The organism is Polyangiaceae bacterium (assembly GCA_015075635.1).
GTDB lineage: Bacteria > Myxococcota_A > Polyangia > Polyangiales > Polyangiaceae > JADJKB01.
Window position 1 is genome coordinate 1242831 of the sequence record JABTUA010000001.1, and the last position, 13720, is coordinate 1256550.

General features: G+C 68.5%; 8 protein-coding genes. 4 read left to right on the forward strand and 4 right to left on the reverse strand.

Features of this window, described 5'->3' with window-relative positions:
* Positions 1–83: 83 nt before the first annotated feature.
* A complete protein-coding gene (locus HS104_05735) occupies positions 84–671 on the forward strand; it encodes a hypothetical protein (GenBank protein MBE7479471.1) in 588 nt (195 codons plus the stop codon).
* A complete protein-coding gene (locus HS104_05740) occupies positions 662–2254 on the forward strand; it encodes a hypothetical protein (GenBank protein MBE7479472.1) in 1593 nt (530 codons plus the stop codon). The genes HS104_05735 and HS104_05740 overlap by 10 nt, the downstream gene beginning before the upstream one ends.
* 722 nt (positions 2255–2976) lie before the next feature.
* On the opposite strand, the gene HS104_05745 is transcribed toward HS104_05740, so the two are convergent.
* Complete coding sequence (locus HS104_05745; GenBank protein MBE7479473.1) at positions 2977–5946, reverse strand: hypothetical protein; 2970 nt, start codon at positions 5944–5946, stop codon at positions 2977–2979.
* A gap of 182 nt (positions 5947–6128) precedes the next feature.
* On the opposite strand from HS104_05745, the gene HS104_05750 reads away from it, so the two are divergent.
* A complete protein-coding gene (locus HS104_05750; protein MBE7479474.1) occupies positions 6129–7580 on the forward strand; it encodes an amidophosphoribosyltransferase in 1452 nt (483 codons plus the stop codon).
* 11 nt (positions 7581–7591) lie between these two features.
* Positions 7592–8506, forward strand: a complete 915-nt coding sequence (locus HS104_05755) for a hydroxymethylglutaryl-CoA lyase (protein ID MBE7479475.1) — start codon at positions 7592–7594, stop codon at positions 8504–8506.
* A 541-nt stretch (positions 8507–9047) separates the two neighbouring features.
* On the opposite strand, the gene HS104_05760 is transcribed toward HS104_05755, so the two are convergent.
* From HS104_05760 to pilB, 3 genes are all read right to left on the reverse strand, one after another.
* The gene (locus HS104_05760; GenBank protein MBE7479476.1) at positions 9048–10343 is read right to left on the reverse strand and encodes a porin; all 1296 of its coding nucleotides are present in this window, start codon (positions 10341–10343) and stop codon (positions 9048–9050) included.
* Positions 10344–10462: 119 nt separating this feature from the next.
* Positions 10463–11587: a type IV pilus twitching motility protein PilT gene (locus tag HS104_05765; protein ID MBE7479477.1), complete on the reverse strand. Its 1125-nt coding sequence runs from the start codon at positions 11585–11587 to the stop codon at positions 10463–10465.
* 11 nt (positions 11588–11598) lie between these two features.
* Positions 11599–13305, reverse strand: coding sequence for a type IV-A pilus assembly ATPase PilB (gene pilB / locus HS104_05770; protein ID MBE7479478.1), 1707 nt, complete (start codon positions 13303–13305; stop codon positions 11599–11601).
* Positions 13306–13720: the final 415 nt, after the last annotated feature.

A 13720-nucleotide genomic window follows, 5' to 3' on the forward strand; every position in this document is an offset into this window, starting at 1 on the left:
TCCGGTGCTTTCGCCCATTCCGGCGGACAATTCGGCGTTCTAGCCGAGTGAGCGGTGGCACGAACCCTGCTAGCCTCGCGGGTATGGTTGGCTTGCGGGGCTCGAGCTGCATTCTCGCAGGGGTGCTGATCGCGGCGGGTTGTGGAGGCACGGTGTCGGGGGATGGCGACGGAACGGGCGGCGCCGGGAGCGGCGGGATTGGCGCCGCCGGCACCGGGGCCAGCGGCGGTTCCATCGGCGGCTTCGGCGGCACGATGATCACCGGCGGCACCGGCGGAGTCGGCGGCACCGGCGGCGTCGGGGGCAAGGGCGGCACGGGCGGCACCTACGTCGATCCGGGTTGTCCCGACGCGGCTCCTCCGCCGCCCATCAAAGACTGCGACCCCTTCGGTCCCAACACCTGCCCGGGTGGCGAGGCCTGCTACCCCTTCGTGCAGTACCCGACCAAGCCCTGCGACCACGAGCTCTTCGGCGCCATCTGCGCGCCGGTCGGCACGGGCAAGCAGGGCGATCCGTGCGGGGCGCAGAACTGCGCCGGCGGGTTCGTCTGCGTCGTCACCGGTCAGGGCACCGAGTGCGTGCAGCTCTGCGATCTCTTCGGAGCGGCAAAGTGTCCCCCCGGTCTGTTCTGCGTGCCCATCGACGTCGAAGGAATTGGCGGATGCTACTGATTCGTCGCGCGCTCGTCGCGCTCGGGGCGGCGATCGTCTGCGCCCCGGTCTTGACCGTGAGCTGTGGCAGCAAGAGCGGACTGCGCATCGGTGACACCGACGCCGGCCCCGACTCGGGCTTGGACGCGCCGGCGGACGTCATCACGCCGGATTGCACCTCGGACGACGACTGCGTGAGCGACGACTTGTGCCTGCGCAGCCAGTGCCAGGAGGGCAAGTGTACGGTGCCCGTGCCGCTCGAGTGCAACGACGAGGATCCGTGCACCGAGGACAGCTGCCTGCCCGAGACAGGGCTGTGCGACTTCCGCGAGCTCGCGCTCGATCAGGACGGCGACGGGTTCAAGGGGCCGCGCCCCGGGTTCGCTCCCGGAGCGCCCGGCTCCTGCGGCGACGACTGCGACGACACCAGCGCGAAGGCCTTCCCGGGAGGCACCGAGGTCTGCGACGGCGTGGACAACAACTGCAACGGCGTGATCGACGAAGGCATGAGCTACGTCCCGGCGGGTCAGGGCGACGTGCGCGTCTCGAGCCTCGACCAGATCCAGGCCGGCCACGGCGGCATCGCCTGGAACGATCAGTTCTACGCCGCGGCCTACGCGGGGCAGAAGGACGCCTGGCGCACCTACGTGAAGGGGCTCAACCCGGACGGCAGCACCAAGTTCGGCGACTCGCCCATCACCAACGTCCCGAGCGACACCTTCACCGGTCCCATCGTCTGGACGGGGAAGATCTTCGGCACGGCGTGGGAAGACCGCCGCGACAACGACTACGAGATCTACTTCAACCGCATCGACGCCAACGGCAAGAAGCTCGGACCGGATCTGCGCGTGACCAACGCCGACGGCTTCTCGCTGCACGCCAACATGATCTGGAACGGCGCGGAGTTCGTGCTGGTATGGGACGACCGCCGCAACGGCCCCAGCGACTACCGCGTGTACGGCCAGCGCATCGGCGTCGAGGGGCAGCTGATCGGCGGGAACGTCGAGCTCACGGGCCCGAACATCCACGCCGAGACGCCCCGCATCGCGGAGGGCGAGAAGACCATCGCCATCGCCTTCAACATGGTCAGCCCGATCAGCAAGAAGATCGGGATGCGCACGCTGGCGCCGGATCTGACGTCGCCAAGCGCGGTGATCACGCTGAGCGAGGACAGCGCGGTGGATCCGACCATCGTCTGGAACAAGGACCGCTACGTCATCGCGTACAGCAAGCGGCCGAGCATCCCCGGCAACGCGATCTGGGGCGCCGTGGTCAAGGAAGACGGCACAGTCCTGATCAAGGAGAAGAAGCTCACCTCGGGCGCCAACTTCGCGCGCACGCAGTGGCTTCTGCCGCTCGGGGACCGCGTGCTCATGCTCTGGGCCGACGACCACGACGGGAACTACGAGCTCTACAGCCAGATGATGTCTAACGAGCTCGAGGTGATCTCTCCGCGCAAGCGCATCACCAACGACTCGAGCGACACCATCGCGCCGGTGGCCGTGTTCGGGCCGGAGGGCGACGTCGGCGTCTTGTTCGACGACCGCCGCACCGGCAGCTGGCAGGTGTACTTCACGAGATTGACCTGCGTGGCCGGGAACTGACTCGGGAAGAGAATTCGCGCCACGGCGCCACGAGCGCCACGGGCGCCACGAATTCATATTGATGTGCTGTCCCGAGACGTCCGGCCAGGACCAGCGCGCTCAGGCCTGCGCAGGTGGCGCTGGAGGCGGAAGAGAGTCTGCGCCACGACGCCACGAGCGCCACGACGCCACGGTCTCTTGGTTTGTGCGCTGTCCCGAAACGTTCGACCACGACTAGCCCGCTCAGGCCTGCGCGCGGGCCCAGCGAGCCACGACAAGAGCTGGAATCCTCCTCGTGGCGCCCGTGGCGTCCGTGGCGTCGTGGCGAAAATTCTGGGGACACCCCGACGCCGCCGGCGAAGCGCGACCCATCCGGCCAGCGACGTGGTCGTCGAGCCACGCGACGAACTGAAATCTCTTCGTGGCGTCCGTGGCGTCCGTGGCGTCCGTGGCGTCGTGGCGAAAATTCTGGGGACACCCCGACGCCGCCGGCGAAGCGCGACCCATCCGGCCCGCGCACGTGGTCGTCGAGCCACGCGACGAACTGAAATCTCTTCGTGGCGTCCGTGGCGTCCGTGGCGTCGTGGCGAAAATTCTGGGGACACCCCGACGCCGCCGGCGAAGTGAGACCGCTCCGGCCAGCGCACGGTCGCCGGGAACGACACAAAGGGAAATTCTCTCCGTGGCGTTCTTGGCGCCGTGGCGTCCGTGGCGCAACTCCTCGGACGCGCCAGCCGATGCCGCTACTTCAGCTCGTCGGCGGCCTTCAGCACCTCGGGGTGCTTCTTCAGCTTCTTCTGCAAGAGGGCGACGTAGCCCTTGGCGCGCCGGTCCTTGGTGACCGCGAGCGCGCGGGCCGCGACCACGCGCAGGAGCAGCGGCGCTTCGTCCGGTGGCGGGTCGAGCTGCGCGGCCTTGGCACGGGCCTCCGGAGCGCGGCCGCCCTTCGCGTCCACGTACATCCGGAGCCAGCCGGCGAGCGGCCCGAGCAGGCTCGGGTACTTGGAGATCAGGTCCCGCGCCGGACCGGGCTGGTTCTTCGCCATGAGCACCCACACCCGCTCGGTCAGCACCGAGACCGTCGTGCTGCCCTGCTCCAGGGCGATACCCGAGAGCTTGTCGGCGTCGTCGAGCTTGTCCTGGTAGCGCCGTAGCCGCGACAAGCGCAGGGCGTACACCGGGCGACTTGCGCCTTCGCCCCAAGCGGTCGTGAGCTTTTCGGCGAGCGCGAGATCTCCGAGCGTCAAGGCCGCATCGACGGCCACCAGCTCTCCCCAGGGGATGGACGGCTGGGCCATGGGCTCGAGCTTGTCCGGGGTCGGCAGCTCGAGCCCCGTGACCACCGAGGGCATCGTGGCGAAGGAGATGTAGTCCGGGTGTTTCTGCGGCAGCTCGCCCATGGCCTCGATGGCGCTGCCGAGCTCGGAGCCGTCGAGCGTCTCGTACGCCAAGACGGCGCGCACCACCGCGACCTCGGGGGTCTTGGCGTCGAGCTCTTCGATGGCCTTCTTGGCCTCGTCCAGGCGCCCACCGAGCAGCGCCACGCGCGAGGCGAGCACTCGCGCCTGCGGGTAGAGCGCGGAGAACTGCAAGGCCCGCAGCGCTGCCTTGCGCGCGAGCTTCTCGTCCCCGGCCTTGATGGCGAGGAAGCCGAGCTCGGTGGCCATGGCGGGCGTGTCGGACAGACTGACGGCGCTGTCGATGGCGCTCACCGCCTTCTGCTCGAGACCTCCGGCGATGGACTGGATGGCCTCGACGACCGCCGGCACCGGCAGCAGCGGCATGACCAGGATCTTCCGGTCTTCTTCCGACAGGGTCGCGCTCTTCGGCAGCTCTTTCGGCCGCTCGGGATCCACCGCCCACGCCAGCGCCTCCAGCGCGCGGGTGGTCGCGGTCTCGCCGGTCTTCTTCTTGAGCTCCTCGATCACGGGCTTGCCCTTCGCCGGGCCGAGCTCGAGCAAGACGGCGCGGGCGAGCAGGATGTCCGCAACGACCAGCTTGGGGTCGAGGGCGCGCGCGGCTTCGTAGCGCTCGATGCAGCGCTGGTCGCCGGCGCGCTCCAGCACGGCGCCTGCCGTGAGCTGGTAGTAGGCGTCCTTGCCGGCGTCCTTGTCGTATTTCGGCAGCGAGGCGGCGGCGCCCGCCAGGTCGCCTTCCACCAGGTACGACGCGAGCTTGCCGAACACGACCTGCGCCTCCGGCACCTCGAGCGAACGCGCGCGGTGCATGGCGGAGTCGATACCGCGGGCCTCGGAGGGCAGGATGAGCGCGCTGAGCACGCGGTTCTGCAACCAGAGCCTGGCCGCGCGCGTGCTGCGCGAGTCCAGCTCGAAGATGCGGCTCATGCGGTCGTCGCTGGCGCGCAGCTGCGCCATCTCGCCGCTGTGGAGCATCACCTCGACCTCGTCGCTCAGGCGCTGCGCCAGCGCGGCGCGGTCCTTCTGGACCTTGCGCGCGTAGGCGAAACCGCCACCGCCCACCAAGAGGATGAGCAGCGTGGCGACGATCAAGACCCAAGACCCGCGGGTGCGCTGGGGCGTTGCCGCTTCCCAGGCCGGCGGCGCGCCGCCGCCGGGCTCGTAGATGCCCACGCGGGCCAGGCTCTCGAGCACTGCCTCGGGCGTGGGGTTCGCGACGTCCTCCCGCCGGACCGGCGGCGAGTCGTCCTCCTCCAAGGGCCCGCGCGGGATGGGTGCGTAACCCTGTCCCGAGATGGGTGAGGTGGGCACCTGCGGGCGCGCCGGCTCCGGCGACCAGGCAGGCGCTGGGTACGGCTCCGGCGCGGCTTGGGCGTACGCGGGCGGCTGAGGCGCGTAAGCGGGCGGAGGTGGAGCGTAGGGGGGCGGCGCCGGCGCCGGCGGCGGGTGTCGCGGCGGCGGTGCCGGCGGGCTCTGCACCTGGTACGCCTGCGCGGGCGCGGCCATGGCGGGCTCGTGCGTCTGGCGCCGAGTAGTGGTCCCACTCCCGCTTGGGAACATGTCGCGAGCGTCTGTCCCCGGGCTGTGGTGCACCGTGGTGTCGTCGTCGTCGCTCAGGCTTGGGGCCCGCGCTGCCGCAGGGATCATCGCGACGGGCAGTGGCGCCGGCGGCAGCGGCGGCGGCACCGAGCGCGGACGGGCGTTGGGCATCGCCGGTCGAGCTGCGGGTGGCGGCGCTTGCCCGACGGACTTGCGCATGGTCGGCGCTTCCTCCGCCCAAGGCGACGCCGAAGGCGCGGGCATGGCGACCTGCGGGGCCGCTGGCGCGGGTGCTCGCGCGGGGAGCGTTCTGGCTACCTCCTGCGCGACCGCTTGCGGGCCGACCCGCTTTTGCAGCGCGACGTAGACCACGGCGCGGTCGTGCCAGAGCTTCGCCTCCGGATCCGTCGCGCCGAGCTGCATGGCTCGCTGGAGCACCTTCTCCGCGCGCCCGGCGTCGCCGCGGCGCAGGAGGACCTCCCCGAGGTAGCGGAACGCGCGCCCGTCTCGGGGGTTCGCCTTCCCAGCGTTGACCAAGGCGCCCTGGGACTCCGCGAGCATCCCGGCGTCCAGGTACATGCGGCCGACGGCCAGCATCACGTCGCCGTCGCCGGCGTGCCACTGCTCGGCTCGAGCCCCGACCTCGCGGACCAGATCCTCCCGAGGCGACGCGCCGAGGCGAGCGCAGAGCGCGACGGTCGAGTCGGCGTCGGGGTTCGACCGCCAAGCCTCAAGGAGCTGCTCGAAGGCGCTCATCGGGGAGGCAAGGATAGTCACATGGTGTCAAAAGCTCTAAGAGTTTCGCGGTCCGCCCCGAAATGGGACGCTCCGGGGCGGGTGCGGGCCGGGACGCCCGGGCCGAGACCTCGGCAAGGCGGTGCTGGCAGAACCCCGGCCGAGTGTGCAGTATCCAGGCGGGCTCGCGCCCCAAGAGCGATATGTGCGGAGTATTCGGCATCTACGGCCACCCCGAGGCGGCCAATCTGACCTACCTCGGGTTGCACGCCCTGCAGCACCGCGGCCAGGAGTCCGCGGGCCTCGTAGCCAGCGACGGCCAGCAGCTCTTCTTGCACCGCGGGATGGGACACGTCATCGACGTCTTCCCGCCAGAGCAGATCGCGCGCCTGAAGGGGACCAGCGCCATCGGGCACGTCCGCTACTCGACGGCGGGAGGCTCGTTCTTGAAGAACGCGCAGCCGCTGGCCATCGACTACTCGCGCGGCTCTCTGGCCGTCGCTCACAACGGCAACCTGACCAACGCGGAAGCGCTCCGAGAGAAGCTCGAGGAGCGCGGGTCCATCTTCCAGAGCGTCAGCGACACCGAGGTCATCGTCCACCTGATGGCGATGAGCAAGGCGCGACAGCTCGAAGAGCGCATCGCCGACGCTCTGCGACAGGTCGAAGGCGCCTACTCGCTCTTGTTCCTGACGGAGCAGACCATGATCGCGGTTCGAGACCCGATGGGGATTCGGCCGCTCTGCCTCGGCGTGCTCCCCGGCAAACCCGACGCCTACGTCGTGGCCAGCGAACCCACCAGCTTCGATCTGATCGACGCGGAGTTCGTGCGGGACATCGAGCCGGGCGAGATGCTGGTGGTCGACCAACGCGGCCTCACGAGCTCGCGACCGTTCGAGAGCGTCCGGCGCCAATCGTGCATCTTCGAGTACGTCTACTTCGCGCGGCCCGACTCCAGCATCGACGGGATCAGCGTGTACGAAGCTCGGAAGAACCTGGGGCGGGCCTTGGCCCGCGAGCACGCCGTGGTCGCCGACGTGGTGATCCCGGTGCCGGACTCCGGCGTCCCGGCCACCATCGGCTACGCGGAGGAGAGCCACCTCGCCTTCGAGATGGGCCTGGTGCGCAGCCACTACGTGGGCCGGACCTTCATCGAGCCCCAGCAGAGCATCCGCCACTTCGGCGTGCGCCTGAAGCTGAACCCGATCAGCGACACCTTGCGCGGCAAGCGGGTGGTGGTCGTGGACGACAGCATCGTGCGCGGGACCACCAGCCGCAAGATCGTCAAGATGCTGCGTGACGCCGGCGCCCGCGAGGTGCACATGCGCATCTCCAGCCCGCCCACCGCCTGGCCCTGCTACTACGGCATCGACACGCCGACGCGCGGCGAGCTCATCGCTTCGAGCCACAGCGTCGAGGAGATCAACCAGTACATCACGAGCGACAGCCTCGCGTACCTGTCGCTCCCCGCCATGCTCGAGGCGGTCACCTCCGCGCGACCGCGGCAGACGGGCAACGGCTCCTCGCGCAGCCTGCCTGTCGTGGCGACCCGGCCCGACCAGGGGTCCTTCTGCCATGCTTGCTGGAGCGGCGAGTACCCCATCGAGTTCACCCCCCACCCGCGCCAGCGCCAGGTCCGGCTGCTGGAGAGGTGAGCAGAGAGTCGATGTTCCAGAGCCTCCCGGACATAGTCTCCATCTACGAGGTCTCGCCGCGAGACGGGCTGCAGAACGAGGCCACACCCATCCCGCTCGCCGCCAAGCAGCGGCTGGTCGAGGCGCTGCTCGGCTCGGGGCTCACGCGCCTGGAGCTGACGAGCTTCGTGTCGCCGCGCTGGGTGCCGCAGCTAGCCGACGCGGACGAGCTGGTTCGGAGCGTAAGCGCGAAGGAAGGAGTCACCCTGAGCGCCTTGTGTCCGAACGCCAAGGGCTTCGAGCGCGCGAAGGCTGTGGGCCTGCACGAGATCGCCGTGTTCATGTCGGCCAGCGAGACCCACAACAAGAAGAACACCAACAAGACGCTGGACCAGTCCCTCGACACGTTCTCTGAGGTGGTGCCGCCGGCGCTGGAGGCCGGCATGCGCGTTCGCGCGTACGTCTCCACGGTCTGGGGCTGCCCCTACGAAGGCGAGGTGGACCCGAAGCGCTCGCTCGCCATCACGAAGCGCCTGCTCGAGCTCGGCTGCTACCAGGTGTCGCTGGGTGACACGATCGGCGTTGGCACCCCGCTCCAGACGCGGAAGCTCGTCGAGATGTTCCTGGCGGAGCTCCCCGCGGACAAGGTCGCGCTCCACCTCCACGACACGCGGGGCACGGCGCTGGCCAACGCGCTGGTCGGGCTCGAGCTCGGCGTTCGCGACTTCGACGCCTCGGTCGCGGGCCTGGGGGGCTGCCCCTACGCACCCGGCGCCGCAGGCAACCTCGCCACCGAGGATCTGGTCTTCATGCTCCACGGCATGGGCATCGCCACCGGCATCGACCTCGACGCGCTGATCGAGGCCGGGCGCGTCGCGGAGGCCGTCACCGGCCGGCGCTTGCCCGGCAAGGTGCACCAGGCCGGGCCGTTCCGGCTGCGAACCTGAGAGCTTCCGACCCCCAGACTTTGCGCCACGGACGCCACGGCGCCACGGACGCCACGCAGAGAATTCAGTTTGTGACGTGGCTCGAAGGGTCTGTGCGCAGGCCGGAGCTCGCTTCGCTGGCGACGTCGGCGTGCCCAAGATTTCTTCGCCACGGACGCCACGGACGCCACGAGCGCCACGGACGCCACGCAGAGAATTTCAGTTCGTGTCGTGGCTCGACGGCCCGTGAGCACGGGGCACATGATTGGCCACATCTCTGCCAGTGCCGCCGCCGATCGGGAGCGAACCGCCAGGACGCCAGAGAGAACGCCAAGCTCGCCCAGGAAGAAGGAACCTCGGAGAAGCATCCGTCGGCGACGTCGGCGTGGCTAACGGCGCAAGATCCTCATCTCCTACCAACATCGCGTGCGCCAGCCGGAAGGTGCTGGCCTCGGCTGAACGTCTCGGGACACGAAAGAATGGAAATCGTGGCGTCGTGGCGCTCGTGGCGTCGCGGCGCAAATTCTCGTCTCCCGGCGCGTGGAGTCGGGCGGAGCGAGAATCAATTCGTCGTCACGACCACGCCCAGCGTCGTCGTGAAGAGCTTGCTCGAGCCGTCGCGGACCTTCTCGCGGAAGATCTCCTCGTCGGGTTCCCCTTTCAGCACGAAGTCACCGCGGTTCTCCAGGCGCAGGATCAAGTTCTCGGTCGGGCGCGCCTCGACGGTGAGCGTCGCGCTGGCGAGCTCGGTCTTGTCGAGGAGCGCACCGCCCGGCAGCGTGTAGCTCAAGGCGCGGCCGTCCGGATCGGCCAGGTATTCGCCGCGCACGGCGACCGCCCAGGTCTCGTTCAGCTGCATGCGGGCGAAGAGCGCCGCGCCGTACCACTTTTGGGCCTCCGGCTTGGCCTCGATGCTGGTGTCGTCCGGGCGTACGCCCTCCACGCCGTAGTCGGCGTTCAGCGCGATGGCCAACGTCTCCAGCGGCTGCACGGTCAGCGTCAGGTCGATCAGGTGGCGCCAGGAGTCGAAGTCGTTGGCGCCGCCGCGATCGACCACGTGCGTCTGCGCCGGCGCGCCGGCTTTTGCCGCGCAGGTGCCCGCGTCCGGGTCATAGGCCGTGCCGCTGGTGCAGGCGACCTCGGTGGAGTCCGTCTGCTCCGGGCCGCCGATCCAGGCCAGGCTCGCCGCGAACGAATCGCTCGGGTTCACGCTCAGGCCCAGGCCGAAGGTCTTGCCGACGTTGTTGTCGAAGGAGCGGTTCGTGCCATTGGCGACCATGGTCGTGAGCGTGAGCTCCGGCACCAGCTCCGCGGTGACGCGCAGGCCCGTGTGGAACAGCGGCTGCGCGAACGAATCCAAGAGACCGCGCGTGTAGTTGAAGTTGTCCTGGCTCTCCGCGACCTCCGAGCCGACGAAGGTGTCGAACTTGCCCAGCTCGAGCGTGACCGAGCCGGAGCCCGGCTTCCACGCCACGTAGGCCTGCTTCACGTACTCGAGCCCCGTGCCGGCGTCGGCGCTGGCGTGCAGGCGCGCGGTCGGGCCCAAACGCAAGCTCAGCACGCCGCCCACCGGCTCCGGCGAGAACGCTGCGTCGAGGCCCACCCAGGAGAGCGCGAAGCCCTGCGCGCCGTCGAAGGAACGCGTCGGCGGCTGGTAGGTCGCCGGCTTGGGGAACGCCCAGTTCGCGTTCGCGTAGGCGTCGGCGAACGCCCTGAGCTGCACCGCTTCGTACCAGGGCTCCGCCGGGGGCGGCGGCTCCGGAACCGAAGCCTGCGCCGCGCCGCCGCGCGCCAAGAGGAGCGCTGCCAGCCCCACCAAACCACCCAGCGAGCGCCCCGACATTCGATGCTGCGCCATGCTCCTCCGTTTCGACGGGCGTTTCCTACCAGCTTTTGCCTGAGCGATGGGCAAAAAGCTCCCGCGCCCGCCGGGGGTGCCGAGAAAATCCCGCTCGGTTCGGGCGGCGCCCGAGGTTTTCAGCGCGCCGAGCCCATCGGGGTGGCGGCCACCGGTGTCTTGCCTTCCAGCATCATCCGGAGCTCGTCGGGCTCGCTCGAACGGCCCATGCACTCGTCGAGCGTGATCAGGCGGCGCTGGTAGAGCGAGAACAGCGACTGATTCATGGTCTGCATGCCGTGCTTGGCCTGCCCGACCTGCATCTGGGAGTAGATTTGGTGGACTTTGTCCTCGCGGATCAGGTTGCGGATGGCCGGGTTCGGCGTGAGCACCTCCAGGGTGAGCACGCGGCCCGGGCCGTTCGCCCGTGGCAAGAGCAGCTGGGAGATGACGCCCTCGAGCACGAACGAGAGCTGCGCGCGCACCTGCGACTGCTGGTGCGGAGGGAACACGTCGATGATGCGGTTGATGCTCTGCACTGCGGAGTTCGTGTGCAAGGTCGCGAAGACCAAGTGGCCGGTCTCGGCGATGGTCAGCGCCGCCTCGATGGTCTCGAGGTCACGCATCTCGCCCACCAGCACGACGTCGGGATCCTGACGCAGCACGTACTTGAGGGCGTCCTTGAACTTCATCGTGTCGCTGCCGACCTCGCGTTGGTTGACGATGCAACGCTTGTGCGGGTGCAGGTACTCGATGGGGTCTTCGATGGTGATGATGTGCTGACGGGTCTCGCTGTTGATCTTGTCGATGATCGACGCCAGCGTGGTGCTCTTGCCGCTGCCGGTTGGCCCCGTCACCAGCACGAGCCCGCGCGGCTTGCTGGCCAGCTCGGTCACCACCGGCGGCAGCCCCAGCTCCTCGAAGGACAAGATCTTGAAGGGAATCGAGCGGAAGGCACCGGAGACCGCGCCGCGCTGCATGAAGATGTTGGCGCGGAAGCGCGACAGGTTCTTCACGCCGAAGGAGAGGTCGAGCTCCTTGTTCTTCTCGAACTGGATCTTCTGGTCTTCGGTCAGGACCGAGTAGCAGAGCTGCTTGGTCTCGACGGGAGAGAGAGGCGGCAGCTTCAGCGGCACGATCGCGCCGTCGATGCGCAGCAGCGGCGGCGAGCCCGTGGTGATGTGCATGTCGCTCGCGCCCTTCTCGATCATGGCGCGGAGCAGCTGGTGGAGGTTGACCTTTACGCCTTCTTCGCTGATGGCCATCGTCGTCCTTCTCAGTCCGCCATCGTGACGCGGAGCACTTCTTCAGGAGTGGTCATCCCCTCGATCACCTTGCTGATGCCGGCCATGCGCAGGCTCACCATGCCGCGCTTGATGGCGCCCACCTTGAGCTCGGTGGTGGACGCGCCTTGCAGCACCATCTCCTTGAGCTCGTCGCGGAAGCGCATGACCTCGTAGAGCGCGATGCGGCCCTTGTAGCCCGTGCTGTTGCAGGTGTTGCACCCGCGTCCCTTCATGACGCGCACGCCCTTGTCCATCTGCTCCTCGGTGACGCCCATGTCGATCAACGTCTGCGGGTCCGTCGGCACCTCGTATTTGCAGTCGACGCAGACCTTGCGGGCAAGACGCTGGGCCAACACCAGGTTGACGCTGGCCGTGATCAGGAACGGCTCGACGCCCATGTTGAGGAGGCGGCTGATGGTCGCGGGGGCGTCGTTGGTGTGCAGAGTCGAGAGCACCAAGTGGCCCGTGAGCGCGGCTTTGACCGCGATTTCCGCGGTCTCGAAGTCACGGATCTCGCCGACCATGATGATGTCCGGATCCTGGCGCAAGAACGCGCGCAGGCTCATGGCGAAGTTCAGCCCGATCTCGTCGTGCATCTGCACTTGGTTGATGCCGTGGAGGTTGTACTCGACGGGATCTTCCGCCGTGGAGATGTTCACTCCGGGCTTGTTCAGATCCGAGAGCGCCGAGTACAGCGTGGTCGTCTTGCCGGACCCCGTGGGGCCCGTCACCAGCACCATGCCCCAGGGCTGGTTGATGGCCCAGGCGAAGTCTTCGAGCGGGGCCGCGTCGAAGCCCAGCTTGGTCATGTCCAGCTGGAGGTTCCCCTTGTCGAGCAGGCGGAGGACGACCTTCTCGCCCCACATCGTCGGCAACACGGAGACGCGGAAATCCATCTCGCGGCCCTTGCCGAGCTTGAGCTTGATGCGCCCGTCTTGGGGCAGGCGACGCTCGGCGATGTCGAGCTGGCTCATGATCTTCAGGCGGCTCACCAGCGCGTTCTTGAGCTTGAGCGGCGGGCTCATCTCTTCGTGGAGCACGCCGTCGATGCGGTAGCGCACGCGCAGCCGCTTCTCGTAGGGCTCGACGTGGATGTCGCTGGCGCCCTTGCGGATGGCGTTCAAGAGCAGGACGTTGACCAGGCGCACGACCGGCGCGTCGGCGCTCTGCTTCTCGAGCTCGAGCGCGTTGACGTCCTCCTCGTCCGCGGAGAAGTCGATGTCCGTCTCGTCGAGCGAGAAATCGGTCATCAGCTCTTCGTACGAAGGGCCGGCGTTGTAGTAGCGCTCGATGGCGTTGGCGACCGCCGTCTCGCTCGCGACGACGGGCTCGACGTTGTAGTTGGTGAGGAACTTGATGTCGTCGATTGCGTGCAGGTTGGTCGGGTCCGCCATCGCGACGATCAGCGACTGGCCCGAGCGCGAGACGGGGATGATCTTGTGCTTTTCGCAGACGTCCCGGCTGACGAGCTTGATGATCTCGTTGTCGATCTCGTATTCGTCGAGGTTGATCGCGGGCAGTCGGTACTGGGCGCTCAGGAAGTTCGTGATCTCGCCGTCGGAGATGAAGCCGAGCTTCTGCAGCGTGTAGCCGAGGTTCTGGCCGGACTGTCGCTGTTCGTCCTGGGCGCGTCGGAGTTGCTGGAGGCTGATGAGCTTCTCGCGAACCAGCAGCTCTCCCAGTCGTGTCGTGCTCATTGTCGGGTGCGTCTCCTCGGGGCTCGTTTCGGAGTCGAGCAAGCTTACCAGGATTCGCCCCAGCAAAAAGCACCAGATGTTCCGGACTTTCCCCGAGGCGGCACCGACACGAGCCTTGAAACCGAGGCGGGATTGCCGGAGAACGACGGGAGCCGGATGGGTTTCTTCTCGAAGGTAGGTGAGCTCTTCGCCGGGCGGCGACGCGCGGGGCTCGCGCGCGCGCGCCGCCTCGAGGCGACGGGCGCACTGGAGGAGGCGACGGCCTCGTACGTCGAGCTCGACGAGCGGGAGGAAGCGGTGCGCGTGCTACTGCTCCGAGCGGAAGCGGCGCTGGACGTCGAGCGGCGGCGGCTCCTGTTGGGACAAGCAGCGGCCCTGGCGAGCGGCGAGCAGGCCAGAGAGGTCGAGGCGAAGC

Excerpts from the sequence above, each read along its gene's own strand:
- HS104_05735 (MBE7479471.1), top strand. The coding sequence starts at position 84 with ATGGTTGGCTTGCGGGGCTCGAGCTGCATTCTCGCAGGGGTGCTGATC.
- HS104_05740 (MBE7479472.1), top strand. The coding sequence starts at position 662 with ATGCTACTGATTCGTCGCGCGCTCGTCGCGCTCGGGGCGGCGATCGTC.
- HS104_05745 (MBE7479473.1), bottom strand. The coding sequence starts at position 5,946 with ATGAGCGCCTTCGAGCAGCTCCTTGAGGCTTGGCGGTCGAACCCCGAC.
- HS104_05750 (MBE7479474.1), top strand. The coding sequence starts at position 6,129 with ATGTGCGGAGTATTCGGCATCTACGGCCACCCCGAGGCGGCCAATCTG.
- HS104_05755 (MBE7479475.1), top strand. The coding sequence starts at position 7,592 with ATGTTCCAGAGCCTCCCGGACATAGTCTCCATCTACGAGGTCTCGCCG.
- HS104_05760 (MBE7479476.1), bottom strand. The coding sequence starts at position 10,343 with ATGGCGCAGCATCGAATGTCGGGGCGCTCGCTGGGTGGTTTGGTGGGG.
- HS104_05765 (MBE7479477.1), bottom strand. The coding sequence starts at position 11,587 with ATGGCCATCAGCGAAGAAGGCGTAAAGGTCAACCTCCACCAGCTGCTC.
- pilB (MBE7479478.1), bottom strand. The coding sequence starts at position 13,305 with ATGAGCACGACACGACTGGGAGAGCTGCTGGTTCGCGAGAAGCTCATC.